The sequence below is a fragment of the Bacillus sp. FSL R5-0447 genome, from assembly GCF_038606125.1.
Classification (GTDB): domain Bacteria; phylum Bacillota; class Bacilli; order Bacillales; family Bacillaceae; genus Bacillus; species Bacillus velezensis.
In genome coordinates, this window is sequence record NZ_CP152012.1 from 1,966,578 (window position 1) to 1,992,773 (window position 26,196).

Annotated in this window: 32 protein-coding genes and 1 pseudogene; 5 read left to right on the forward strand and 28 right to left on the reverse strand. The window is 36.2% G+C overall.

All coding sequences use genetic code 11. The features are described 5' to 3' along the window. Positions 1–21: 21 nt before the first annotated feature. The 20 genes from NYE68_RS09690 to NYE68_RS09785 all read right to left on the reverse strand — a co-directional run bounded on the left by NYE68_RS09690 (position 22) and on the right by NYE68_RS09785 (position 15,166). On the reverse strand, positions 22–870 hold the full coding sequence (locus NYE68_RS09690; RefSeq protein WP_342494085.1) for a glycerophosphodiester phosphodiesterase family protein: 849 nt from the start codon (positions 868–870) through the stop codon (positions 22–24). A gap of 18 nt (positions 871–888) precedes the next feature. Then, the gene (locus NYE68_RS09695) at positions 889–1,041 is read right to left on the reverse strand and encodes an XkdX family protein (RefSeq protein WP_014470095.1); all 153 of its coding nucleotides are present in this window, start codon (positions 1,039–1,041) and stop codon (positions 889–891) included. Further along, on the reverse strand, positions 1,042–1,317 hold the full coding sequence (locus NYE68_RS09700) for a hypothetical protein (RefSeq protein ID WP_332274793.1): 276 nt from the start codon (positions 1,315–1,317) through the stop codon (positions 1,042–1,044). A gap of 13 nt (positions 1,318–1,330) precedes the next feature. Then, positions 1,331–2,662 (reverse strand): pyocin knob domain-containing protein, encoded by a 1,332-nt coding sequence (locus NYE68_RS09705; protein ID WP_342494086.1) that lies wholly within the window; start codon positions 2,660–2,662, stop codon positions 1,331–1,333. Continuing rightward, positions 2,662–3,018: a hypothetical protein gene (locus NYE68_RS09710; RefSeq protein WP_342494087.1), complete on the reverse strand. Its 357-nt coding sequence runs from the start codon at positions 3,016–3,018 to the stop codon at positions 2,662–2,664. The genes NYE68_RS09705 and NYE68_RS09710 overlap by 1 nt, the downstream gene beginning before the upstream one ends. Before the next feature lie 71 nt (positions 3,019–3,089). Beyond that, a complete protein-coding gene (locus NYE68_RS09715) occupies positions 3,090–3,554 on the reverse strand; it encodes a hypothetical protein (RefSeq protein ID WP_207719809.1) in 465 nt (154 codons plus the stop codon). A gap of 18 nt (positions 3,555–3,572) precedes the next feature. Further along, positions 3,573–4,376 carry a hypothetical protein gene (locus NYE68_RS09720; RefSeq protein ID WP_053574387.1) on the reverse strand — a complete coding sequence of 268 codons (804 nt, stop codon included), beginning with the start codon at positions 4,374–4,376 and terminating at the stop codon, positions 3,573–3,575. Positions 4,377–4,416: 40 nt separating this feature from the next. After that, a complete protein-coding gene (locus NYE68_RS09725) occupies positions 4,417–5,127 on the reverse strand; it encodes a hypothetical protein (RefSeq protein WP_053574386.1) in 711 nt (236 codons plus the stop codon). Continuing rightward, on the reverse strand, positions 5,124–5,630 hold the full coding sequence (locus NYE68_RS09730) for a hypothetical protein (protein ID WP_160182815.1): 507 nt from the start codon (positions 5,628–5,630) through the stop codon (positions 5,124–5,126). The genes NYE68_RS09725 and NYE68_RS09730 overlap by 4 nt, the downstream gene beginning before the upstream one ends. After that, positions 5,627–6,292 (reverse strand): hypothetical protein, encoded by a 666-nt coding sequence (locus NYE68_RS09735; RefSeq protein WP_160182814.1) that lies wholly within the window; start codon positions 6,290–6,292, stop codon positions 5,627–5,629. Before NYE68_RS09735 ends, NYE68_RS09730 begins: the two co-directional genes overlap by 4 nt. A gap of 9 nt (positions 6,293–6,301) precedes the next feature. Further along, positions 6,302–6,688 carry a hypothetical protein gene (locus NYE68_RS09740; protein ID WP_020954177.1) on the reverse strand — a complete coding sequence of 129 codons (387 nt, stop codon included), beginning with the start codon at positions 6,686–6,688 and terminating at the stop codon, positions 6,302–6,304. A 12-nt stretch (positions 6,689–6,700) separates the two neighbouring features. Beyond that, positions 6,701–7,174 carry a hypothetical protein gene (locus NYE68_RS09745; RefSeq protein WP_020954176.1) on the reverse strand — a complete coding sequence of 158 codons (474 nt, stop codon included), beginning with the start codon at positions 7,172–7,174 and terminating at the stop codon, positions 6,701–6,703. Between the two features lie 54 nt (positions 7,175–7,228). Then, positions 7,229–8,335: a hypothetical protein gene (locus tag NYE68_RS09750; protein WP_020954175.1), complete on the reverse strand. Its 1,107-nt coding sequence runs from the start codon at positions 8,333–8,335 to the stop codon at positions 7,229–7,231. Positions 8,336–8,359: 24 nt separating this feature from the next. Continuing rightward, complete coding sequence (locus NYE68_RS09755) at positions 8,360–8,824, reverse strand: hypothetical protein (protein ID WP_047474209.1); 465 nt, start codon at positions 8,822–8,824, stop codon at positions 8,360–8,362. Positions 8,825–8,864: 40 nt separating this feature from the next. Beyond that, a complete protein-coding gene (locus NYE68_RS09760; protein WP_218791665.1) occupies positions 8,865–10,019 on the reverse strand; it encodes a hypothetical protein in 1,155 nt (384 codons plus the stop codon). Between the two features lie 17 nt (positions 10,020–10,036). Further along, the gene (locus NYE68_RS09765; RefSeq protein WP_218791666.1) at positions 10,037–11,578 is read right to left on the reverse strand and encodes a hypothetical protein; all 1,542 of its coding nucleotides are present in this window, start codon (positions 11,576–11,578) and stop codon (positions 10,037–10,039) included. Positions 11,579–11,596: 18 nt separating this feature from the next. After that, a complete protein-coding gene (locus NYE68_RS09770; protein WP_201741785.1) occupies positions 11,597–13,372 on the reverse strand; it encodes a hypothetical protein in 1,776 nt (591 codons plus the stop codon). A 2-nt stretch (positions 13,373–13,374) separates the two neighbouring features. Next, positions 13,375–14,304: a hypothetical protein gene (locus tag NYE68_RS09775; protein ID WP_201741784.1), complete on the reverse strand. Its 930-nt coding sequence runs from the start codon at positions 14,302–14,304 to the stop codon at positions 13,375–13,377. Between the two features lie 103 nt (positions 14,305–14,407). Next, positions 14,408–14,938: a hypothetical protein gene (locus NYE68_RS09780; RefSeq protein WP_160182812.1), complete on the reverse strand. Its 531-nt coding sequence runs from the start codon at positions 14,936–14,938 to the stop codon at positions 14,408–14,410. A 30-nt stretch (positions 14,939–14,968) separates the two neighbouring features. Beyond that, on the reverse strand, positions 14,969–15,166 hold the full coding sequence (locus NYE68_RS09785) for a hypothetical protein (protein ID WP_160182811.1): 198 nt from the start codon (positions 15,164–15,166) through the stop codon (positions 14,969–14,971). Between the two features lie 156 nt (positions 15,167–15,322). Between NYE68_RS09785 and NYE68_RS09790 the strand changes: the two genes are divergently transcribed. Further along, entirely contained in the window at positions 15,323–15,733 is a 411-nt protein-coding gene (locus tag NYE68_RS09790; RefSeq protein ID WP_053574380.1) for a hypothetical protein, read from the forward strand. 32 nt (positions 15,734–15,765) lie between these two features. Here NYE68_RS09790 and NYE68_RS09795 read toward each other — a convergent pair whose 3' ends face one another. From NYE68_RS09795 to NYE68_RS09830, 8 genes and pseudogenes are all read right to left on the reverse strand, one after another. After that, positions 15,766–16,983: a hypothetical protein gene (locus NYE68_RS09795; RefSeq protein WP_053574379.1), complete on the reverse strand. Its 1,218-nt coding sequence runs from the start codon at positions 16,981–16,983 to the stop codon at positions 15,766–15,768. An 11-nt stretch (positions 16,984–16,994) separates the two neighbouring features. Further along, positions 16,995–17,204, reverse strand: a complete 210-nt coding sequence (locus NYE68_RS09800; RefSeq protein WP_215532395.1) for a YonK family protein — start codon at positions 17,202–17,204, stop codon at positions 16,995–16,997. 969 nt (positions 17,205–18,173) lie between these two features. Then, a pseudogene (locus NYE68_RS09805) lies at positions 18,174–18,285 on the reverse strand (hypothetical protein); the annotation flags it as partial. A 194-nt stretch (positions 18,286–18,479) separates the two neighbouring features. Continuing rightward, positions 18,480–18,626, reverse strand: a complete 147-nt coding sequence (locus NYE68_RS09810) for a hypothetical protein (RefSeq protein WP_181461937.1) — start codon at positions 18,624–18,626, stop codon at positions 18,480–18,482. Positions 18,627–19,204: 578 nt separating this feature from the next. Beyond that, positions 19,205–19,480 carry an HU family DNA-binding protein gene (locus NYE68_RS09815; protein WP_053574266.1) on the reverse strand — a complete coding sequence of 92 codons (276 nt, stop codon included), beginning with the start codon at positions 19,478–19,480 and terminating at the stop codon, positions 19,205–19,207. A gap of 252 nt (positions 19,481–19,732) precedes the next feature. Continuing rightward, the gene (locus NYE68_RS09820; RefSeq protein ID WP_215532394.1) at positions 19,733–22,261 is read right to left on the reverse strand and encodes a hypothetical protein; all 2,529 of its coding nucleotides are present in this window, start codon (positions 22,259–22,261) and stop codon (positions 19,733–19,735) included. Between the two features lie 40 nt (positions 22,262–22,301). Then, complete coding sequence (locus NYE68_RS09825) at positions 22,302–22,481, reverse strand: hypothetical protein (protein ID WP_053574270.1); 180 nt, start codon at positions 22,479–22,481, stop codon at positions 22,302–22,304. A 119-nt stretch (positions 22,482–22,600) separates the two neighbouring features. After that, positions 22,601–22,837: a helix-turn-helix domain-containing protein gene (locus NYE68_RS09830; protein ID WP_020954165.1), complete on the reverse strand. Its 237-nt coding sequence runs from the start codon at positions 22,835–22,837 to the stop codon at positions 22,601–22,603. Positions 22,838–23,015: 178 nt separating this feature from the next. Between NYE68_RS09830 and NYE68_RS09835 the strand changes: the two genes are divergently transcribed. The 4 genes from NYE68_RS09835 (at position 23,016) to NYE68_RS09850 (ending at position 26,119) form a co-directional block, all read left to right on the forward strand. After that, a complete protein-coding gene (locus tag NYE68_RS09835; RefSeq protein ID WP_053574271.1) occupies positions 23,016–23,300 on the forward strand; it encodes a hypothetical protein in 285 nt (94 codons plus the stop codon). Next, complete coding sequence (locus NYE68_RS09840) at positions 23,300–24,412, forward strand: cell division protein FtsZ (protein WP_342494088.1); 1,113 nt, start codon at positions 23,300–23,302, stop codon at positions 24,410–24,412. Before NYE68_RS09835 ends, NYE68_RS09840 begins: the two co-directional genes overlap by 1 nt. 986 nt (positions 24,413–25,398) lie before the next feature. After that, positions 25,399–25,578: a hypothetical protein gene (locus NYE68_RS09845; RefSeq protein ID WP_038458712.1), complete on the forward strand. Its 180-nt coding sequence runs from the start codon at positions 25,399–25,401 to the stop codon at positions 25,576–25,578. 304 nt (positions 25,579–25,882) lie between these two features. Continuing rightward, on the forward strand, positions 25,883–26,119 hold the full coding sequence (locus NYE68_RS09850; protein WP_053574274.1) for a hypothetical protein: 237 nt from the start codon (positions 25,883–25,885) through the stop codon (positions 26,117–26,119). The last annotated feature ends 77 nt before the right edge of the window (positions 26,120–26,196 follow it).

A 26,196-nucleotide genomic window follows, 5' to 3' on the forward strand; every position in this document is an offset into this window, starting at 1 on the left:
TGTCTAAATAAAACTTGTATTTTATTTATAATCTTCTTTTAGAACTTTTTCTGTATAAGCTGGGTTATTTGTAAAAAGTCCATCAACTTTCAACTTAAGCATTTTGGGTGTGAGTGTTCTTTCTCTATCAGCATTAAAAAACACATGTACTTTCATATTGTTTTTGTGGACTAAATCAACAAAACCTTTATCAACCAATTTGGCATTAGGCCCAACAACATTTGAATATTTTTTTATTTCGTTTAGCTTTGATTTGCTCATAGGCTTAATATCTTCATCTTTCAAAAGTTGAACAAGAGGAACATCGCTGTCTAGCTTATGTAACTTCTTTAGACTTTTGTCACTAAATGACTCTAAAACAACTTTGTTATTAGCGATTAGTTTATATTTAGAGAGTATGTCAATTAATTTTTTCTCCATTACTAATTTGCCTTTGTTGTTTGTTCTAGTCTCGATATAATATTTTGTAGTTTGTCCAAATTTTTTAATGATCTCTTCAATAGTTAATATCTTTTGTCCTTTTCCAGTACGTAGCTTTTTAATCTGATCTAGTGTAAGATCCTCAACTTCTCCTTTGCCGTTTGTGGTTCTATCAACAGTCTTGTCATGGTTTGCGACTAGATGACCGTCTTTGGTTTGTCGTAAATCAATTTCAATGTAGTCTGCTTTGTCTTTTATTGCTCGTTCATAAGAGAGTAGGGTATGCTCTGGCTCAATTTCCGATGCGCCTCTGTGTGCAATCATTAGCGGCTCGTATTGTTTACTGCTTCCTTTTCCTAATCCCGTAGCTGATGTTTCTACTTCGTTAAATGAACATCCCCCAAGCAAGACTAAAGCACTGATGAATGTTATAAAATTTATTGTTTTCATAACCTAAAATTATCATAATTAGGTAGTTGGTTCAATATATTTCTTTCCAACAATTTCTTCGTACTGTTCTGGTGTGATTTTTCCTTTGACTACAGCTTGTGCTACACGATATTCGTCCCACACACCATTGCCATCGTTGTAATAATCTTTTATAAGTTCATACCAATTCATTTAAAGTACACCATCCATCATTAGTTGATATGTTAAATCACTTAATTGTTTTTTAACTTTTTCAGCTTCCGATGGCTCGGGGTCAAGGGGTTTTAAACTGTCAATGTATTCTTTGGAGGCGGACTCAACCCATTTTTTCGTTTTGGGACTGAATTTAGGAATATAAAGACCATCGGATGGAGCTATAGTAGTGCAATTATCAGGAAGCGGACTACCATCTTCAAGTACAACAGGGGATTCGTAAATATAATTTTCGTCATATTTGTATACTTGCATCATAATATTCTCCCTACACGGCCTTAAAACTAAAGCCTAAGCTAATGTAATCATTGGGTTTGGAGGTGTTTGAGCTATTTTCTATGATAACTTTTCCGTCAGTGTCAACAAGCGCTCTGTGAGTTTGCGGGACACCTGACATTCCCGCTTGGGAAGCTACACCAACCCACTGAAACGCTCTTCCAGGTCTGTAACCCTCAGGTAGGGTGAATGCTGCCACTCCAAAGCCAATTGTTCCTTTTGCAATAGCACCCTCTACAAAGACAGTTCCTACAGCGTCCTTTGTGTATCGAGTTTTAAACACTGTTTGATCTGTAGAGTTAGCATCAGTGTAATTAACCCATCCATTCTGTAAAGTAGGAGTGTACCATGTCGTAGAGGAAAGCTTGGTATCGGTATAGGTTTTAGCTGAGTTGAGTGCAGTAGTAGCTCTTGTTTGTGCTCCGTCGGTCGTTTCATGTGTTTGCCATGAAGTCCAAGTTGAATCACTCTTTCTAAATCGGAAATAACTATGAGTTCCGTAATATGCTTCTAAAGCAAATTGGGCTATTGTATCACCATAATTCATGACAACCAAATAGACATTGGACAAGTTAGCAGGGGAGTGGAGCCCCTGGTTGGCGATTAAATAGAACCCCGTGGTAATCAAATCATTGTATTCCGTTTTTTCGGAACTGTCTTTGTAGTTTACTTTTCCATCATCGGCAGTGAGTTTGAAAAGTTGAGCAGCGTTCCATTTATCCCGTTCAGATTTTTTGATATGGACATTAGTATCATTAAGATGATTGTCAAAGTCATTTTTAGTAGCTTGTTTTACATTGTCTACATTCCCAAGCCCGACCTGTTCAGCAGTAACCTTGTGTGGGTTTGATTGATCGTTAGTATGTTCAGCTAAAAAAGACTTCGACCTGTCATCTGAGCCGTTCCAATAACTGCGCTCATCCTTTGTGATATGTCTATCTAGGTCTGCATCGTGAGCATCAAAATCGGTTTTCGCTGCTTGTTGAATATTATCAACCTTAGACAAGCCAACTTGGGTTTTAGTAACTGAATGGGGATTTTTCTTATCGTCGAGATGGCTATCAAAATTCACTTTTGTGGCTTGCTCTTCATTGATTACATTTGATAATCCGACTTGTTCTTTTGTGACTTGATGTGGATTCGCATTGTTTTGAATGTGCATTTTTAATTCGAAGTTCTGCTTTTCCATAAACTCATCAACTTTGTCATTCAAACGTTTTTCATGATCAGACATATGAGATTCAGTTCTGAAAAATTGATCTTTAAGATTATTAATTTGCTCATTGTTTTGTTTGAGTTGACCTACAAATTTGCTACTACTCATTAACTCACCGCAATTCCTTTAATCGTTACATCTCCATTTACGGAAACAACCTCAACCATGAATTTGAAAAGCCCCGCAATATCGAAATCCCAGTTTTCATTTGTATTCAATGTGCCCGTACCTAATTGAAAATCAGTTTTGTTTGTTCCAGCAATTTCTGTCTTTTCACCATTTTCATCTACGGCAAAGAATTTTATTTCTCTTGAAGTTGAGGAACCAGAGATCTTAACAGTAATATCCCGATAATGTGATACTACAAATTCTTCACCTTCAGACGGGGCAGTTGTTGCTTCGTGGAATGTAAAGGTTGCTTTATCTGGAATGGTTTTTAAAATATTTGCATCGGTTTCTGTCAACAACTCCACCTCCTAAATCTGTTTAAAAACTGACTTTTATTTAAAAAGGAGAGGGGAAGAATCCCCTCAAATTATTTAGCCTCAAATACTCTTACGTCTCTGTCAGTACCGTCATTAATCACATAGACATAAAGTGTTTTACCAGCAGCGACAGGAACTGAAAAAGGTTTGTCACCTGCTGTCAATGGGATACCTGTATCAGCAGTCACAGTAGAGTTTCCAATATAAATCGTGCCTTCTGCAGGAGGATAAATAGTAAGTGCTGTTCTGTCAGTGATACCTGCGGTAACTTTTTGAGCTGTTGAAGTAACAGTGAATTTATCCGTTTTAAATGAGGAGAAACCGGGATCTCTTTCATTCAAGGTCACGGAAGGGGATTGTACTTGGATCTCTTTGATAGCATCCAAGCCAGCTTGAGGAAAGTCAACTTGTACTGGTTTTTCTTGTGATTTTAGATGAATGTCGGTAATTGGTTTACCAGTTCCATCGTCTCGAGCTGAAGTGTAAATGTCTCCGTCTTTGTTTAAAAGTGCCAAGATATCAAACTCCTAACGTTATTTTGTTTCTTGCGTTGTTCCAATGTCTACACTGCTTTTCGATGCCGCATCTTCTTGTTCCGTTTTAACTCCTTTTGTCCCATCTGGGTTACGCTTAACACGTGCAAAAGTACCGATCTTGCCATTGTCATCAGCTAATGCTCGGTAACCAATTTCTGGTGTGTAGGCTTGCCCAGCTTCTAAAGACATGTCTGCTTCACCAGAGAAATTAACTTTAGGCAACTGGATATAGAGATCACTGTAAATTTTCGATGTCTTTGGATCGTACTCTAGTGTGTGAATTTCGAAGTAATAGTTCTCGGAGAATTTTTCACCACTAATTTCAACTGTTTCTGCATCAACTTCAATTTGATAATGAGCTGTTACAGCGTTCCCTTTAGTAGCAAACGTTTCAGGAACAGTAATTGTTTTGTCTGAAACACTAAATTCTTGTTGATCTCCGTCTTCATTTGTAAGTGAGACTTTGGATAAAGGAGTATACGCGATTTTGACCGTTCCAGAATCATCTACAACAAGACTTTCATCTTCCCATACAGAAATCGTCTCATTTTCAATTTTTACACCTTGCTGCATTGCCATAAAATCAAGATCAAAGAAAGCATTTTTTACATTACCTGAAACTTCTTTGCTTGAGTTGATGACATAAAGGTCTCTATTTCCCCATCCACCTTTTAAAAAGTCTTGTTGGACTTGTTGCGAGAACTGAGTCATTTGCGTTACAGAAGATGCAACGACTTTATGGTCACTAAGCCTTTTGGTTAGCACCTTACCAACTTCATGGATAACTGTTTGTTTTGCCAAGTGTTTTCCTCCTAATTTAAAATGAAAAAGAGACTGAAAGTCAGTCTCCGAATAATTGCTCTAAGTTTTTAGCATCTGCTGTACTGAGGTGGTGCTTTTCTTCTTTATACATATCAACATGACTATTCCAGTCACCGATTTTCACATCAGCTGAAACAGTGGCAAATAACGCAGAAGTGTTATAATTCATTATTTCGCCCATTCTGTAATATGACAGGTACAATTGATAAATTGTCATATCGGCTACCTCTTGATATGTATATCCATTAAAAGCAGCCACACAGCTGGCGATGTCCTTTAAATCATTTTGAGAATCTTGAAGCTTTAATTGATTATTTAAATCATGAAACTCCTGCAATTCATCATTCTCAACAATTTTCTCTTCAGTCAAGCAATGCATCTCTAATATCAATTTTCTAACATTATTAAATGCTTTCTGATCAATAAGATGTAGTGATTCTTTGTCCACAAATACTTTGCTAAACACTTTAAAATAAGCTTGGTTAAATTCAGGTAAGTAATCATGAACAATTTTGAAGAGGCTGTTCTTCTTCAATTCGATAATTAAATCATTTAATGAACCATCATTGTTGATTTTTGAAAAGTTTCTGATGATTTCCTTCTTGCTCATTTTCATCATATTTAGCTCGCTTATGTACTCTGGGTAATCTCTTAAGTGGATAAAGCTTATTGCACCGACTTCAGTATTAATAGGCCTTCCTAAAAAGAAAAAATCCTTTAACACATTCATTTACTTGCTCCGAAAGTAAATATCAATTTGTATCCCAAATACCCTTCAGGTGCGTTCGATATGAGCAGTCTTGTGTATTTAACATTTTTACCGATACCAGCAAAATTTTGATTGAAGAGCATGTCACAAACACGATCCGTAATTTTCAGGTTCCTGAATTCAGTCTCTTCATAGGTGTTAATGTGTGTATAAACATCAATCATCAAATCTTGATCTAGCAGCATCACACTTTGGGTTGAGGGTTTAGGGATTCCATTACCAAGATAGACACAAAGCCTGCAAATTGGTTGATCGGTTAAATCATCAGTTTTGGGAGCACGTTTGATTATGGAGTTTAATATCGATGGGGAATCATCAACTGGATCATAATAATTTTCCAATGTCTGAACGTCAGGGAGAGAAGAGGAGAGAGGGTCATCTTTATAATATAGAAGACGATTCAATTCTGTGTCATTTATAATAGTTCTGAATACAGTTGTCATATGTTCGACCATCATACTCATTCACTATCACCTCCAACTTTCTTTTTGGCTATAAGTCTAATTGTTCCGATGTCTCCATAGACCTTGGAATAGTCTATATCATCAACACGGAATTCCTCACCATAAAAAGAAAGAAAAAGACCCTTCTTTAATTTTTCATGTTTTAAAAAGGGGATGGTGACATGTGCTTGCCCTTCAGGAATATTTATAGCCAATTCTGATCCAATTGTTGAGGTTGTCCGTTCTAAAACACACGGGATGTCAATCTTCTCACCAGGCACTTTAATCTTTATCGGTCTCCCTGTAACTTCATCGATCTTTCCGGAATCAATTAGTTTGTCAGAAGATGTTAGACTAATTGATGAATTACAAAGCCGCATAGTAGCACTGTCATTCATTTTGTTATCGGTAGGGCGTGAATTAACTAACCAGTAACTACCGTCATACAAAATCAAGTCACCACGATTTAATAAACCTAAAACTGTAAGGACTTTTTTTGTTTCACTGTCCTGAGTGGTTTGAATTATTACCTGTGCAGGCTTGCCATTCAATTTAATATCGTAAGTTTCAGGTGAATTTGCTAAGATTTCTTTGAAAATTTCATACTTGTTTGAATTAAACTCTTCATTTTCCCAGCCACTCAAATAATTTGAAGAAGAGGTAAGATACCAATCTACAGACACCGAACCACCTCAATCAAAATTATTTACTTTTAGTTTGCTCATTTTTTTTTCAATCTCATCGACAAGATCTTCATAGGATCTATTAACCTGAGCTTTAGTATTAGATAAACCTGTCAATTGAATATCTCTTCCTACAATGTTGTTTAATTTTAAGGCTCTGTCTCGATATCTTCCTAAATAATCTTTGTACATGAGTCTTCCTAAAATTTGAATTTGAGCAGGGGAGAGGGGTTCTTTAAAATCTTTTGTTTCTTTATCAAAACCCAGTTCAGTTAAATCTGTTTCATATTCACCAATAGCGTTCTTGAAAAACTGATACTCAAGTCCATCTGGTAATATTTCATTTGACTGAAACTTTGAATGGAAAACGTTTATGATTTCATCATAGGTAGTCAAGATTTAACCCCCTTATGATTGAGTATCAAATTTAAATCCAGTGTATTCTTCAATGAACTTAATCTTAGCGTAGTCATTAATCTTTTCTTTTTTAGCCACATCAAACAGCTGAGCTTTTTCAGACTCAAGTAAAATTTCTTTTTGAACATTTTCTTCGAAGGCTTTTTGTGTTTTATACCCCAAGATTTGTTTAATCCGTTCTACAGTAACAACTTCTTGCTTATCGTCTTTATCATCAGTCTCAAAACCTAAGTGTACACGGGTTTCTTTGTCATCAATATAGATTTTGGCATGAGTACCTTGACCGTCAGTTCCAGTGAATAGCGAGGTATTGTCATAGACTTGGGATTGCACTTCTCCAGCTGTAATCTGTCTAATCCCATTGGCTGGCAATCTGAAGTCTCCGTGAGTGTCAATCTTTCGGAAATATAAATCCCATGGACATAGGTTTTTAATTGTGATCTTTTTATCTAAATTAAAAGACATGTAATCCCTCCAAAAATAAAAGGAGGGACACAGCCCTCCTAGATTTTAAATTGTTTAAATTTGTGGTAATTCATATTTTGTGTCTCTGATGAGACCAATTTGATGTTCTTGTCCTTTTGCTACACCAGCCCCAATTTCCATATCAAAACGAGTAATCTCTGTTCCAGTAATAATGTCGTTACCATTCATTGAAGTAAGTCCGCCTTTTTGGAATACTTGAAGAGGGGATTTTTTACCTTGAGGAACGAAGAAAAGAAGTCCTTCAGGAAGATATGTTTTGAAGTTGTCGCCGGCTTTATTTAATTCAGTAAGATTATAAGCGTTAGGTAATTCTACAACAGAAGAACCTTTATAAGTGTTAAGCAATCCTGTTCTTCGGATCTCATCCATCACAGATTGAGGGAGCTTAGTGCTTGAAGCATCTCCGGCTACAGCCTGAAACCCTGCAAAGTCATTTAACTGAGAAACAACAGAAAAGTCACCAACAATAGAAGGTTGTCCAAATCGGCGAATCTTTGTGATAATATCGTCTACAGATGATTTGGTGATACCTTCAGTTTCAGCAAAGTATTTAACGCCTGTTGCATTTTTAATTGCATTGAACATTTCATTTACAACATAGTACATTGCTTTGTTCATCATATCTGTTTGAACTTGCTCCATGCCTTCTGCTACTTTATCGAGGTTTCCACTTTGAATCTCACGATAGTTAACAGCATAGCCAGAAGAAATGGTTTGAGTTCCAATTGGATATTCGCTCCAAGTTGTAGTAGCGAACGGTACGTCACCGCGGGAAGCTTGGAATTGGCTTCGGATGGATTCATGCGCGTATGTTGTCATCATTGGTTGCTGATCATAGCCAATAGTTCTAAATGTGCCCATAAAATCAAATAGCTTAATTGCTGAAATAAGCTTAGGCTCAATGGCATAACGCACAATTGTGTTGATCTCGGCTTTAGCTACAGGGTTGCCCATAAGAGCTTTGGAAGCTAGTTCCTTCACATGGGTCATAGCAGCATTGGCTTTTGCTCCAAACTTGGAAAGATCTTGACCTGTTGCAGCTGCAGAAAAGATTTCTACAATAGGGGACTTAGCATTCAATTTAGCATTTGCATAATGGTTTGAGTCTTTTTGAACATTATTTAATTCAACTGTAAACATTAATAATTACCTCCAGAATATTAATTAAGCCTGTACTGTTAGGTACAAACCTTTTCCGCCAAATGTATTTTTCTCTAAGACTTTTAGAGATACTTTAAACTCCGCAACGTCATCTCCAGCTTTAACCCATTTACCTGTTTTGTCCGCAGCAGGAACCAATACGTCATCTTTAACAAGCGCATCATAATCAACTACCACGTCTGAGCTGAGTTCAATTGGCAGTCCTTTTAAGTCTGCTAAATTAAATGCAAGGACATATTCACCTTTTAGAACTTTGAAGTCTTCTTTATTGCGAATTTCAGGTTTATCAATAATGTTTCCAACAACATACACATCACCTTTTGCAGTTGAAGATGCGCCTGGCGGGAATGCGTTACCAGAAGAATCGTTAGGGATTACGGCTAAACCAGGGACTAAATCGACACTAGCCTTGCAGCGTGGATTATTTCGTACTTGTTTGTAAGCACCAATTGTTCCGAATTTGAACATTGAGTATTCCTCCTAAATTTTATAAAAGTGTTATTTTATCTTAATAAAGATCATCAATTGTCACTGAACCTTGTTGCCCAGAATCACGAACGTCTGAATAAATATCGAAATTTTTGCTATTAGTCTCAGAGGCTTGTTTCTTTGAGCGTTCAGCGATGAAGGATCGAGCGATTGCTGAGTTGATTTCAGAAATAATTTCGTTCTTAAGCTCGATAGAAGGAGACTTAGAGAACATTTCAATTTTCTCTTTTGCGACATCCTTTTCTTCAGGGGAATATTCCTTTAAAGCTTGGTTAAGCTCTCCTTGCATCTTTTCGGCTACCGCCTTGTTTTTGAATTCCTTTAGGGAATTAAGCTCTTCATCTGCCTTGGCTTTTTCATCCTTGGCTTTTTGCGCTTCTTTTTCTTTTGCATCAGCCTTAGCTTTTTCATCCTTTGCAGCTTTAACAGCAGCATTCAGTTCTTCAGTTTTTTGCTTTAAGTCCTCAGTAAGTTTCTCAACTTTTTGATTTAACTCTCCAATTTCTTTATTCTTATTATCAAGTTTGTTGTTTAACTCAAGGACTACTTCTTCTTGAGATTTTGACATTAAATTATCCTCCTTTTGGTTACTGTTTAATTCAAGTAAAATGGCAGCGTCATCTGCAGGATCGATACCTAAAATTGCATCACCTGTAAAGTCAAACTTCATAGGTATACGTCCTTGCTCTTTCCAGCCACCTTCATATTCAATTGCATCTGAACCTTCCACAGCTGCTATCTCAACCGAGGTTTCAGGGAAATCACCATCAAACATTTTTGATTTTAACCATTGAACAAATTTAGGGTAGCGCTGGTTGTATAGGAAGCCTTCAGCTATTAACACTCTTTTTGGCTCACCATTAACATCTATAGTATCAATGTAAGCATTGGTGGTCGTACCAACCACAGCGCTGTTTTCAAAGAGCGGGGTACCGTCCTTGACTTCTGTTAACCCGTGTCCGAATGGCTCACTGTTTTCATCATCCAAGAACTCTGCGCAAATTGGCATTAACTTGATTGATTCAAGGTTAGCGTTTATGTATTTCTCCAGCCAGGTAATGCCATTCTTGTTAAACTGAGTATTGTTTTCATGAATTTCAAGAACGACCCACTTGATGTATGTCTGACCACTGGTTTTCTTCTGATTGTTAATTTCTAAAATCGTGCTTTTCAAATACTAATCACCTCCTCTCAAGAGCCAGAAGGCGTTCCGTTACTGTTATTTGTCTTCGATTTAATCGTGTTTTCATTTTTCGGATCGTCGATCTCAGGTGCGCCGGCTGACTTGTCGCTATTCTTACTCATTGTGAAAGAGGTCGCATGAACAGGGAACTTTTCATCAAAACCTTCGTCTTTTTCATATTCCATTAGGGATAAGTAAGCATCAGGATTCCATCCAGTCGCGGCTATCCAAGCAATAAGGCTACCTCGACCACTTGTATAAAGATCTTTCATGTTTTGGACTTTTTCTTTCCTGTTAACGTGAGTAAGAGGGAGGTAATAAACCTCAATATAAGAGCGAGGATCTTTGATGATATTGGCGTTTATCACCTTGTTAAACTCACTTTGAATTTGTTCTAACCAGGAGAATATTTGGGAAGAAACCATCTCGATATTGGTTTGTTGAGAAGAGTAGTTACCATCTTGCCCGTTGAGAGCAGAACCGGCAAATCCTAAATTTGTAGTAATTCGCTTAATGAGCTCGTCTTCACCTTTAACCTTCAAGAAATCCACATTGGTTTCTAACTTGTCTAATTTTGTTCCCGAAGCCAAGGAGAAGAACTTAACACCTTTAACGCTTCCTTTAGCAACTAATGCTTTTTTTATATTCTCATGCTGCTGTTCCTGTTGCTTCTGAGATAATGCAGATTTACCTTTTTGATCACCTTCAGGGAAAGTCTGATAAATTAAAGTGCTGTTGAGCTCATCTAAAATGTTCCGTTTAGTGTCAACAAAGTATTCATCATAAACCATATCAATAAATGCAGATAAACCGATTGGGCGTCCCCATTGATCTTCAATGTCGCTGCTTCCTTTAACAGCAATGGTCTTATTGTTATCAAGAACTAGCCATTTTCGATTTTGATCTTTCTTATAAGCCCTATAGCCTTGTCTAATTTCTTCTGGCCATCGTCTAAGCTTGAGCGATCTTCCGTTACTTGTGAACTTGTCAAAATAGGAGACATCAAAAGCTAACTGATAAGAGGAGTTTTTCCTGCCTATAATTTTGCAATAATCGAGAGGAAGGGGGAGAACGGAACAATTAAAGTCGTCAATAGCATTTGATTCAGTTATTGATCCGATCTCATTGTCACTTAGAGTAGTGGGGAAGGAATCATTCACCACAGAATCAAAATAATAAAAACCAGTGCCATATTTACTGAGTTTTCCTAATGCATCCCTGACAGCACTTTTGTCGCCGATTTTTCTTAAAGCCAGGTTGAATCTTTGTTTGTTCGATTTGAAACTATCCACTTTACTTGATCCCAAAATAACTCTGTCTAAAGTAGGGAGGGCTACCATGTAGTCAATAACGTTTCTATACACACCATTTGCGTTATAAAGCAATTTAGAGGCATCTCTAATCTGTTTATTGTAGGCGTTGTGGTCTTTCAGCCATGATTTAACTTTGTCGTAAGAAATGCCGTTAAATAAATCATTAAAGAACAATGAATCAAGCGGTGTTAAATTTGTATTAAACTCATATGATGGCTGTGGTTCAGGTGTAGTCATTATTCACCTCCTCAATTTCTAATTAAAAAAGAATCCAAATGAATACTCATCATCGGATTCTTCCTTTTCTAAAAATAAAGCTATGTAGTAAAGAGCGTAACTCAATGCACTGTACCTATCTTTATCAATACGTTTAACTACTTGTTCAACGCTAATTGAGTTCTGTGTTTTCTTTAGCCTTAAGTTGGCTACTTCATCAATTAATAATTGTGTTTGAATACATGTGGCCTCAACCATTATATCGTCGCTGATGACTTTTTTGCTTTTTATTTCTTCATATGGTCTCAATAATTTCAACTTTCCAGATTCAACATAATCTAAGAAAGTGGTAATAATCTTGTCATTAATCCCTTGAGATTTGAGGTTGTAAACAATAGCAGGGGAGTTTGGAACATCTGGCTTCTGATCAGTATTGATTGTTGCCCAGCATCCTAATTCTTCATTCGTTTCTGGATCTGTAACATCTTCTAGAAGTCTATCCACTAGTCCACTTCCGACTCCGTTTCCATCCACAATCACAGCTCTAACTCTTGATATAGATAGATCTTCATTACCTCCATAGTTTTTGAAAACCCTTTTAACCATGATCGATTGCTCTTTAAAATTCAATCCATTTGGTGGCTCGATTATATTTACAACCTGGACTTGTCTAATTGCATTATTGGAGTTGCGAATAATCTTCAGAACAATGATGGCTGTTTTGTTGTTTGACTTTTCACTTGAGCGGGCAACATCGACCCCAATCACATATTCATTTAATAAGAAATTCTTATTCTTATCTCTAGGGCAGGTCAGTTCTGGGTTTGTAATTGTCCTTGCTTTGATCAATTTGCTAATGTTGATAAGTGCTCCATCACTCGCACCAACCCATTTAGACTCATAGTTCATTGCAAAAGCAGTTGATGAGGTTGTAGGATCGTTTTTCTTTGCAAGTATTTGAGTCCGTGTTTCACCTCTGCCAAAGTGACAAGGTAACTCCCAGCTTGCTCCTAGAACAATTTTCCCTTTTAAATCAGCCATTTCATCAAGCATGTTTAAAATCCTGTTGAATTCATCCGATCCTCGATAGCCTGACGTTGTTAGGTAATTAATCATTCCGTTCAATTCAAAAGGGTTTACTGTAGCAAGCTTACCAATTGTTCTTCTGGGTACGTTTACTACTGGTTCAAGCACATCTTTAAATAGCTCGTTATTTAAAAGAGCTGATTCTTCAACATTTAGCCTTCTTCTACGCTGGCCTTTTGTAGACTGTGCATTTGCCAGTACAGAATAAACTCCTCCTGAAGAAAACTTAACCTCAACAGAGTCTTTAGTAAAAGAAGGTCTCCCAGCTAATTCATTTTTCATTAAAGGAAACCACTTCATAATTTCATTGTGTTTCTCTTCACTAATTGAAGCAGCGTTTTCTCTGGTTTGTGCTGACATGGCTATTGTGATATCAGGAAACCAAATAGCAGTATGGTAAATTGACATTAACTCAAGCATCGTTTTACCAAACCCACGAGGGAAAACTCCATACGTACTTACAAAACGACTCATACATCTTAGGAAAACCCTTTGATCTAAGTCTAGCCTCATGCCGCCTTTTTCTGGCTTAATTAAGTCGTACCATAAATCAGGAAACCACCTTGCCCATTGAACAAATTCAATCCATTTGTCTAAATTTCGCTCAAAAGTATCAACCTTATTTTGATTTGCTTGAACAGGGGAGTTGAATTCAGGGTCGCTGTCTAATCTTGAACTTTGTTTGGTGTATTTAAAATTATCTCTTTGAAAGTTCTTTCTCGAAGCCATATTTATAACTCCCTCATGGAAGGATCATTATCTAATTCTTGTTTCTCATAATCAGCTCTCCGTTCTTCATAAAAGTTGTAGATATCTTTATAATCAGCCGCAGGAAGACCTTTTAAGTCCCGAACATAATTCAAATAACACCATAGAACAACATCTGGTTTATCTTTTGGTTGAGAAACAAACTTCGGTAAGATAGGGATAATGTCAACTTTCTCTTCAACCATTCTGGCCAATTGACCAAATCCATCTAGACCTTGCGATAAATCAGCTTTACTCATTTGAGAAGGTTTTAATTTACCTGCTTCAGCTGTATCTTTTGCCATTGCAGCCCAGTCTTTAGCCTGTTTGAAATCTCCTTTTGCTTTTGCAAGTGTCTCGTATACTTTATTTACACAGTATTCTCGCAAGCACTCTTCATGCATTGTGGTAAGTAACTGAAAAGAGGGTTTGAGTTGAAGGAATTTCTTTTCGAAAAGGAGATAGTCGTCATCGGGGTAACCATATCCGTAATTTTCTTTAAGTTTCTCTAGATAATCTGAATCAATATTTTGCGTGGTTTGTTTCTCTTCTTCATTTGTTGTAACGTTTTTAATTTCTTCTTTTACAAATATACTGTCTTTCCAACCAGTCCCGTTAAATTGCTTTAATGAATTAGCCATAGTCATATAAGCGCTAAATGTATCAGTTTTTCTCTTTTCAGCTTGATCCCAATACAACGGATCAAATTTAACATCAATCTGTTGTAAGACTGTATATATTGATTCAATATTGTTATAATCAATGTTTTTCTTCAAGCAAGTCTTGCAAATAGGGACTTTTCCTGTCTTCTCATACAGGCTACTTCGTGAATTGTAGAACCCTGACTCTTTGTCCTTTTCTTTTTGACAAGCAGCACAGATCAATTTTTCCTTTTCTTTGGCTTTTCTAGGCATTCATTCACCTCCATGTTATTGTCCAAAACACATTTTATAAAACGCCCAGCAATAAAGAGGAAGGGGGTTACCTCAATCATCACTGGGCGTTCTAAAAAGGCGCTTAAACTAAAGAAGAGAGGACATCGTCATGATAAAATCCCCCCTTAATTTCAACGTCCAGCTCTTTAATCGTTTTTAGTTGCTCTTTGGTAACAGTGCTATCAATATATACACCATTCGCTAAGCGTCTGCCTAATATACGATTGGCCGGAATAACAACGCAACCTATACCTTTTTCTTCTCCAAGTTGTTTATAAATATTTTCTTCAGTATTCGTACCTACAATTACAGGAATATTGTTTTGTTGTGATAAAGTCATAAGGAAAGTTGTTTTTCCTTTACCGCGGTCAGCAGTGTCTACGAAAACAAGTTTTGGGGCTTTTTTGTGAAATCTACTTTGTAAATCTTTATCAACGTTCTCTATCATTGTCCATTTTCTATCTGATGGAAAAAATAATTCTCTTTCAAATAGATTTTTATGCAAGCAGCGTAAAACCTGACTGATTTCCTGATCACACTTGTGGCCAGCTTCTCTAAGTCTTATCAATGTTGCTAAATGTCTATTAAGGTAATCAAACCCTATTTTCTTCATTCTCATCAATCCTCATCGCATTATTTATTTTTAATAGTTTGTCAAAACAGTCTCTTTAACTTCATCTTTAGTTAAGTGACTAAATTTGTCCCAATCTTTTTCACGAATATTAAAGTTGAATTTACTGAGCAAAAGCTTTACATCCTCAACTGTTTTAACTTTGTCAAAGTCAATTTCTCTGTATTTGATTTTTTCCGAACGTGCAACTGAAGGCATAATTATACTCATAAAAATCTCCCTTTGGTTTGGATAAAATTAAAGTTTTATTAAAAAAAGATTAATGATTAATATACAGATTTAAAAATCCGTAATTAGATGTTGACACCTGATTTAAGGTTAACTTATACTAATTGTGTATTACAATATAGAAGGGGAGATCGTTTTATGGAAAACAAAGTTACATTATCAGATGTTGTACGTGAAAATATTCCAGTGGTTTTAAAGGATTCAAAACACCCTCTTACAGAAAAAGAGCTTCTTGAAGAACTAGCAAAAAAGATACCTGAACTAGTTAAGAATGGTGAGTATAGAAATGGTGTTCTTCGAGGTGTATTGAATAAATTATCTACACAGCCAGTCGATCGATTAGGAATTTCACGTGAAGGTAATCGAGTTAAGTATTATTTCATTACAGATAAAAAAACTGAGCTTCAAAATGTTATTAGAAATCTCATCAGCGAGATTAAAGAAAAGGAATTATTGACAGTTGATTACTTAAATGATTCACCTGAGACAATTGACTTTTTAAAAGATGTATCTACTCACATTAAAGACTTAGAGGAATTTACAAGATAAAACTATTAAAGAAGGCTACTATTAGGCCTTCTTTAATTTAATATGTAATCATACTGAATAGTCCGGCCTTTTCCAGACTCATAAATTGATAAGTTTGCTCCAGCTTTTGCACCTGTCATTAGGCTGTCACTGTATTCATCGGAACCCATAACAGAAGGGAGTTGTATTACTTGGACATTGTGAGTGGCTGCCTCACCTACAGTGAGCATATTTCCGTGGTGGAAGTGGGAGATGTACATATAATCGTAGAATTTTCGTTTCATCTGTGAAATGTCACGAATAGCATTCTTTTTGTTTTTAATCTGGTGTCCATGACAAGCAATGATTTCAAATTCAAGTAATTTAAAATCCACAATTCCTTCATCTTGAAGAAGTGTCTCAATTCGCTCATTGCCTTTGAGCATGTCGTGAATATACGTTGCAATGATACGCTCAACATCTTCTTTAGGCATTTCTGAGCGGCTTGTGTTATGCAATCGTAACTCTGTATGATTCGCAGAGGGGATATGTATGTATTTGATTTTAACGTGCTTAGAAAGCTCTCTGAGCCATTCAACTTTATACCTAGAGTATTTAATCACTTGGTCAATAAAACCATACTGAAGGGCTGTTAATTGTGATACACGCAATGCCATACCTTCAACACTGTCTGCGCCATTCAATACAACTAGCTCGTCCAAGTTTTCTTTTTTTATGTGCTCAACAGTTTCAGAAAGAATCTGATTCATCCGCTGCAAATAAATCTGTTCGTTGTATTCATTATTACAGCTTTTAAATTGCTTCCCAAAATGTTCATCACCAAATCCAAGAACAGCAGCCCTTTTTCTTTCGTTTCTTTTCAATGGATAGAAGGAAGGAGGAGGGGGAGTACCTACTTTCTCGATGGCCTCAGTTACATTTTCATAAATAAGCTCTGTTCTGCTCTTAACACTAGTTTTCTTATGTATTTCATGCTTTACAGCTTGGAGCTTTTTTCTCTCTTCCATAATTTCAACCTTTTTCATTTCCATTTCAATAAGGGAGGAGTTGGACTCTGCAGATTTCTCTTTCTGGTATTCAACACCTTCGATGAAGTTGTTAAACCACTTTCTATATGCAGATTCTCCCTTAGATTCACCGGTCTCTTTATTGATCAAATCTTTGATTTCTTCCCAATTAAGATTATAGATGTCTTTATTAGAGCAAATTCTAATTTTCCATTCTTTAAGATTTTCATCTGAGTGGCGCTTTGTTTGAATAGGATCGATCATTCAGTCACCACCTACTCAGAAAGTCCTTCAGTTTCTTGAGGAACAACATTACTATCACTTTTTAACGTGAAATCAATTGGATCTGTTTTGCTTTCAAGCTCTCTTAGGTATTTAGATAGTGAGTGAATGTGTATACCATCACCTTTATGCTCAATAATTTGATCTTCATCTACATTTACAGTGCATTTTTTAAAAGAATATTCTTTTTTACCTTTAGCCAAATTTAAGTTCCTCCAATATGTGTTTTATTTACGTACAATAAGCTCCTTCGGAAGCCCGATGATCCGAAGCATCGGTAACGTCCGAAAAGGGGATATAAAGGAGATGAAAAGATAAGTCGGATAGGCGTTGGGGAAACGCCCGAAGGAGATTATTGATAACTTGCGTACCGGAAGGCTCGTAAGCACATTCCGGATGATTGGTAAAGTAAAACGCAAGCACAAAAAGACCTTCTAACGATTTAGATGGCCTTGTTCTGATTACATTCTAACCCCGTTTCACCTACGTCAGTAGCTCACGTAGGGAACGCAAGCCTTCGGATCGACAGGGAATACGCTGATTACGGGTTCAGCGATTGAAACCTTTGTAGTCGACAAACTATAAGTAAGGCGAAAAAACAAAAGACGCCATTATGACGCCTTCAGGAACTCCTTGTACATCATGGTACATGAGCATAAAAGGCTGGTTATCGCTGTGCGAAATCCAGCTGGCTCCTTCTACACATGGCAGATGAGCTATGACAACAAATAATACACGCTTTCTGGAATGTGTTAAAAGTTCCTATTACCTTTACATCTTATATATCAAGTTTTTATGTTGCTTGCCAACTGCTCAGCCCTTAGAGTCTGAGAGCCAAGGAAAAAAATTTGAGAAGGAAAGACCCTAATAAGCCTTCTCAATGGCATTTTAAATGCTCTTGTCGGGTTACACGCCTTATTGAGAAACAAAGCGTCTCAAACGCTCGCCATTTATTTTGCACAGTTTTCTCTGACCCGTGTAAGGAGGTATGTGCATGGGAAAGGTAAGTCTCCATACAGAACATTGAAGGAGATAAAGTGAAATAAAGTGAACGTGTTGTTAAGTGAAATTGAAAAGGCAAGACCGAAAATAATCCTTTTCTGTGAAATGGGAGCGGTGATCAAGCACTCAAAAGCCATTTCACTTATTTTACGAGTATAGAAGACTCGCTAACCCGGAATATTTTTATGTGGCCGCATAATAAGCAACAAAGCTTACAAGGGTATTATTTAAAGGGGAGGGAGACGCATCTTCCTTACCTAAGTGCAAGCCGAAGCAATACACCGCAATTTATTTTTTATGCTTATTACTATGACAGGCATTCTTGCTTCAAAAGCGTTTGAGAAACTCATTCGAAAAATCGTTATTGAAGTGAAAAAAGAACTGAATCAGAATCAGTAGATTGCCGTCTACTGAGAAAGAGCCATCTATTGCCGTAGGTGGCTTAAAAGCATTAAAACTTGCCTCTGATATTGAAATTATTCAGAGATCAAACCAATACTTCTCATATATTCTTCTTCAGAAGAGATAAACAATTCAATTTGCTCATCAGTAATTTCAATTCCATTAGCTTTGGAGTTTTTGAGGATTGTCTTCTTTAATTCGTCATAATCAAATTCAACCAAAATTGACCCTCCGTCCTGAAAAGTTTAGAGGCTAAGTTGTTGCCTATAGGCATGTTTAGCCCGATAATAGCCATTCTTGTCTCTTTAAGATACAGACATCCGAGTTAACCTCGAACCCTCATAAATGACCATTATCCGACTAACCACAATGACCAGTTGTAGTTGTAAAGTCGAATTTAATGATTTTGTTCGTATGAAAGTGAGAATAGACATATTTAGAAAAAGCTTAACCCACGGTGGGGCAATACCCCGCTAATATCCACTTATCCGAAACCCTGGCATTCCAAGTCCTCAAACAAATGAATATTAGCCGAGAACTGATATCCCACATATCAGTAAACAGCTTATTATTGACGACACCCCCATGCCATCAATAAAATAACTCTAATTAACCTGGAGATGAATGCGGGAGAGGATTTGCACCTCTCATGGACAGATTTCAACAACCGTTAGCCAAATCGACTATTATGTAGCCCTGTAGTCTACTTCACAGTACCGTCCTTATGTTCGTCTAAGCGTCTACCTATTCCGCCACCACATTTATAGGGGGAGGGAGTACTAATCCTTCACTTATATTATTAAGCTTTTACTGCGTCTTTTAGAGCTTTTGCAGCCTTGAAGGCAGGTGCCTTTGTAGCTGGAATATCAATTTCCTCACCCGATTGTGGATTTCGCCCTTTACGTGCTGCACGTTCACGAACTTCAAACGTTCCAACTCCTGGAATCTTGATTGATTCACCTTTTGTAAGTGTTTCAACGATCACATTAAATACTGCTTCTACTTTAGGCGCAGCTTCTTTCTTAGTAACTCCTAATTTTTCTGCAACTTCTCCAACAAATTCTGTTTTGTTCATGTTTTAATTCCTCCTAGTGATATTGTTTATTTTTGTGTTAAAGTATAATTACGGTAACGTTTGTGCTTTTTTTGAAAAATGGGAGACGTACTCACCCTTATATGTGGAAATTAGCTTTCTTTCTCCCTTATGGGGATTATCTCAAAAGAGGCTTTCAGACCAGTCATATCAAGGGTTTAAGGCGCTTTTTTTGTTAAACTTTTTCCGGTAAAATCGCTGTATCCCTTGGGGGAGTAAGGCTCAGAGCACTTTCTAAATGCTAACAACTTCTTTTCTCTTTTTACGCATTAAATTTTTTTGATAATCCCTTCGCTCAATTTTAGAGCAATTTTGACACTTTTTATGTCTATTTGTTACGGGTTTGAATAATTTCCCACACCCTCCGCACTGATTAAACTTTTTAAAATTGCACTCTAAGTTTAACAAAATCTTTTCTCCAAAACACTCCCACAAAGTTGTCTTAAACTTGCTCTTTTTCTTGTATAGGTGTTTAACTAAAACATCAGTAACATATTGCTCGTCGCTATGAATCTTCAATAATCTGTCTTTAATGACCTTATAAACATAAAGTTTTTGTCCAGGCTTAATGTCTTCAACATTCATGAGCCATTTTTTGTTCTGGTCTAATCGTTTGTATTCACTAATAATTGCATCGTCCAATTTAATATCCTTGTTCTTAAGAAGGAAACGATAATCGAACTTTCCTGCAACAGCTGCGAAATTAATTCGGTCAGAAGGGATAATGGAGTCTAACTTATTTACTGTGCTTTCATTAATTAACTCAACGCTATGTTCTTCTTTATCCTTTGCATTGATGAAGAAGTGGGGGACTTTATTTTTTATGTAATCTTTAATTTTTTCATCAACATGATTAGGTCGGGTAGGCATGAATAAGGTTTTTGCAAAATCGATAGTAAAGTTATTTTCCATGCATAACCATTTGATCACGTCCAGATTTATATTGCCACAGTTCCATATCTTAGTGATGTTGTTGCTGTACTCCCCGATATTGATCCCATAAGCAAGCGTTAGTGCCTCATAGATGTTCTTGCTATTAATCTCTTGTTTCTGGGCTACAGACATTTCATAATACAATGGAACGATGTTTTCCATATTACGCTTGGCAATATTGACGATTAACTCATCAGAAATAATTAAGGCCTTATCCCCGTCATTGTCAAACTGCAGCAACTTAGATATCGGATCATGTATGCTTGTGTAAACACCTGGGGTAATGAACCATTTTTCATATTTCTCATCTTTTTTGTTCCATCTAACACCATGCTCTCTATATAGGTGAGGGGAGCGGAGGATGTCAATATACCCTTCATCATATAAAGAACAATGGACATCATTTCCTGAAAGTAGTCCTTTTGGATTCTGGATATTCAGAAATAACTTTTCGCAGAAAGCATACAGATCAGGACATAAATATGTATAACGAGCACCATCCACAAGCAATTTTCCTGATTTGGCATCTTTAATCATGCTTTTCTTTTTATTTTTAATAATTTCTTTCGTGTGATCATCGTTAAGAAGTTCTGGATATAGAAGTAAAGCGTCCTGAAGAGCTGTCCGATGTTTCTTTTTCTCCGTAGCTCCAAGAACTCTTAACATGGTCTCTTTATCAGTTCCCAATGTGGTTATCTCTTTTACAGTCTTTGAGCTCATCTGAATTAATTCTTCATCTGAGATATCTGTAAGTGTCTGAAGCATTTGATAAGTGAGTTTACCTTCAACAGAAGGGTCTTCTTCGTTGAGTTTAGCCCCTAAGCATCCATATTTTTTGTAATTGCCTTGATATTCTTCCCACGATGAATAATACTTCCACATTTTAAACTGACTTTTAGTGAAGATAATTTGAACATCATCTTTCACTACGTCCCATTCCTTGCCGTATATATCAGTTACTTTAAAAGCTTTGTTTTCCTCAGCAAATTTACGAAAATCAAAAGGGACTAATAAACCCTTTACCCACGGGAGCCTTACCATGAAGCTTTTACGACTTAGAGTGGGGAGTATCATTCCGCAGCCATCTGTATGCTCAATGGGAATGTTCATTGTTTTTCGTGTGATTTCGTAGGTGTCTCGGTCAATATAGTCAACAAGGCTTGATACATCCGTTTCTAGGTCGTTGACAACAATTGCTTTATCAATATCGATCTCCCAAGGGCTACTGGCGCTGTTTGATAGGGCCATATAGCTATTCCATTTGTTAATGCTGCTCCCTCCAAGGGAATTAATCTTTTCAATGCTCAAGCCACAGGTCAAAGCATCCTGATACTTGTCGTAGGTGCTTTTTTTAATGAAACATGATTTCTTTGTGCGAATTTGACCGGCGCTACTCGTGAAATAAACGTATTTTTCATTGTTATGTAAAAATCCTTGATCAATAATGTCTTTCAATACCTCAAAATGATAAGTCTGGACAACCATGATTTCCTCAGAAAGGGTGTTTTCTTTAATCCCGAGGGTTCGAGTTAACACTGAATCAAATAATGAAATCACTTTGTTGTCTCTTAAACTGTCAGTTCGAAGTGTTCTTATGTCATTATGTTCATCGAATGCGGAATAGAGGCATTCTTTAAGGTATGTAATTCTTTGCGAAATGTATTTCTTATGTCTATTATGTACACTATCTAATGTCTTAAGATAATCTCTGTATCTATAAGACTTCAAAATCCTATTATGTAATGAATTTTCTTTGTCATTATAAAATGCTGATGTGTCCACACTGTATATGTGAACTTGCTTAGACAATCCATCCTTTTTTCTTTTCAACCAATCCCCTCCGTATATTTTATTTTTACTCTAAAAGTGCTTAATATTCGCTATTAAGATATTGATTTACTAAACTTCGATATGTAAAGCTTTGTTTTTTAATCTTTCCGTACCATTTGTAATCCTGATAAAGGTGTTCTTCTTCGGGTGTTGCTGTCCCATCGACTACTTTTCCCTCAATAAACCCCATTAAATGACTAAATAAATACTGCTTTTTCATCTTACACCTCCATACTATTTTATTTTTATTCTTAAAATGATTAAAATAAAGACCACTTCATGTGGTTGTGTTTTTATTATATATTTTATTTTTACTCTTGTAAACATAAAAATCCAAAGTTAATTGGATTTAATTTCGATTAATTCAAAAAGATCGTCAACTTTACAATTTAGAATATGTGCCATCAATAAAAGATTGTATGTACTAGGGAGGACGGTTGCAAATCCCTCGCTGTCATTTTTACACCATCTAGATATACTTGCTCTTTCAGCTTTTATTTGCTCTGCTAACCAGCCTTTTTCGATACCTTTGCTGCTTAGAAATGAATCCAACTTACTTTTAACCCTATATTCCATTTAAATCATCCTTTTGCTGTTTGAATAAATTTTATAAAATGACTGGTTTACATACAAGCAGAGTGTAGTTATTTGCATTAAGATACAAAAATATTTGCATTTAAATACAAATAAACAATATAATAATCGTAGATCAACCAAGATACTTCAAAATCACAAGATATTAAGGAGGGGTCACATGGATACTTATTTTGATTCAGTAATTGACAACTTAACTCGAAATGATTTGTATATTCTAGGCTTATTGAGCGATGAAGGGGCTGATTTAAAGTTTAAATCAATTAGGAAGAAAACCATTCAAGCAAAAACTCAGTTAACTGATGCTACCTTTAGAAAGAGCATAGATCGTTTAGAGGCCTTGCAGTTTATTAATATAGTTAAAAACAGTAAAGAGCATACAGTTTTTATTACTCAATATGGACAAGAAGCTTTGAGATATCAATTAGAAGGGGAGAGGGTTTAATGTTTGGCTTTATTGGAATTGGGCAGGCCGGTGGAAGTGTAGCAGATGAAGCGATGAAGAGAGGATTTCATTCTGTCGCAATAAATTATTCACTTTCAGACCTTAATTCATTGATCAATATTCAAGATAAGCTTCATCTGGTAGGGACAGAAGGAGTAGGTAAAGATAGAAGCGTAGCAGCGAAACATATGAAAAATAACTGGGAGTCATCAATTGAGTTTATAAAGAACACAATGGAAAAACCTTCAGTACAAGTTATTTTTGTTGTTTTCTCTGCAGCTGGTGGAACCGGTTCAGGGGTAGCTCCTATATTATTAGAATTGTTAAACGAATGTCTTACTCATAAAACAATAGTTGCTGTACCAATCCTTCCTGACAACAATGAAGTATTGGTTAACCAGATGAATTCACTGGAGTTGCTTGATGACTTATCTATGCCAGAGACATGTGTTTTACCTTTGGATAATCAAATGGTTTTGAGTAAATATGAAGGGAAGATTTCTGAGAGCAGACTATACAAGGAAACAAACAAGATGTTCCTTGATTTAATTGAAGTTTTGCTCAATTACACGGATAGAGGATCAAAGATCAGTACATTAGACAGGAAGGATTTAAATCAGCTTTTTGACACACCAGGAATCATGACTATTGCTCAAACAGACCTCAATGAATTTACAAATGAGGGTAAGTATTTTGATAAGCTGCATGACGATATACAAAAGTCGTGGAACAATTCGATATTCACTCCTGTTGAGTTTACAAATGTGATGAGAGCTGGAGTTATTCTGGATGTTCATGAATTCTTAACAGAGCATATATCGTATAATGAGCTGTTTAATATCTTTGTTAATAAGATGCCCCTAGACTTATTTAAAGGACATTATGATAAAGGGAATAGGGCGATAACGATCCTTAGTGGATTAAACTGGATCAATGAGCGGATGAAGCGGTTAGATGATTTAATTGAAAATGGGAACACTGAGATTAAAGAAACAACTGTTTATAAAGCTAAGAATCGACGTAGAGAGGATTTATTTAAACCGAAGAAACTGGAGAACAGAGAATCGAAAAAGACCTCGTATATGGAGGCACTGAAGAGACTAAAGCGCTAATTTTAAAGGAGGCTGCCTACTAAGGTGGCTTTTTTATTTTGGTTTTTTATGACCCCCTTGGTGATCGTGAGCTGAAAAAGTGCTTATCGTAAATGAAGATCGGAAAGGGTTATTTAGTTGATATAGCAATGTTTTAGAGCTGTCAAAGGGGATAATAGGTATTTTGTGATCGTAAAACGTAGGCAGGAGAGAGGAAAAGTGGTCGTTGAGTTAAAAATCTGATGAAAAAGGGGAGAATGAGGGGTAGAAAAACATTGATATTTTAGGCTTTTACGATAGCGATTACGATGTGAAAATAGGCTGAAAAATGGGAAAGTGAAAAAATAAGTTGGGTGTGGAAATGGAAGTGCTAGGGGTACATTTGTTCCTGTTTTTTGGCCTTTAGATGTTAATATACCCCCTATATATTGGTATTGAATTCCCTATATAAGATACGTTATGTAGGGTTTTTATGATTTGGCTGATAAATTTAGACTTCTAACACAATTTCAAATGAAAAACAATATTTATTTTTGAAAAAATAATAAAGCGGTCAATTTAAAAGTGAATACCCATTCATTAAAAATAATCGTGTGTATAACGAAGGGGAATGAATCGAAGTGTTATCTATCCTATACAATTTTCATCTAATCCACACACCTATTTTATATTCACTCTAATCATATTCCTTCATCTCGTTACATCCACCATTACATATCCTCATCTTGCCTAATCATCTCCATCCAATTCCTTCACCACACATCATCATATATCCATCCCAAAACACACTAACAACACCATCAGAAGCATTCTAATACACCTAGAATCAATTTTAAATTAATCATAGTATCATTGGGTGTCCAATCCACATACACGCCTTATACAGCCTATAAACACCCATAAATAATGTCCGAAATAATTTAAAAAATCCGTTTTAAGAGTAAAAATAAAATGACTTTGTAGGAAAAATGTGCTATAATAGAGTTATAGGAAAGGAGGTGAAAAGAGTGCTTGAGAAAGTGGGTATAACAATTGCTTTCCTTATTCCTATCACGGTTTTGATCATCAACTGTTTAACGATAGCTGAGAAGATTCAAAACCTGATGAAGAATAAGAAAAGCAAAAAGAAAAAGCGTACACGCAAGCGACTCCGTAGCAAGAGACAACGCAAACGTATACGCCGATAAACCTCTAAAGGGGATTAAGTTCCCCTTTAGTTACTACCCATATTATAACATGGACAAGCACATTGTAAATATGAAACGATTCTCATTATGGTTTACGAACATAACATTTATTGTTTTATTCTTATTGTTCCTCGTCATCAAAGATTACTTCAGCAGCGGAACACAGTCGCTTATTACGGCTATCTTCATAGTAACGTGTATCATTATCATTTTGTTATGGATCGGTTACTTTGTTATACGCCAAAAGAAGGTAAACAAATCTAGGTAACATCATGCTATACTAAGCGTATTAGAGGTGAGCGGAATGGAAAAGATCCTTGAAGCAATACAGCAACTTTCCAGGGATATTAACACAATTAAGCAGGACGTTAAGGATATTAAAGAAACGGTTAAACGAATCGAAGAAAATGAGCCTGAAGAGGTTGTATCCATGCTTAAGATTATTAACAAGAATATTGAAAGTGACCACCGATACAATGATAAGAAATTTTCTGGACTTGAAAGACGTATTCATGATCTTGAAGAAAGAATCAACAATTGAATTTCATATATGAGAAGGAGCGGTAAAATATTTATCCGTTCCTTTATTTTTAATATTAAAGGGGGAAGTCTATATTT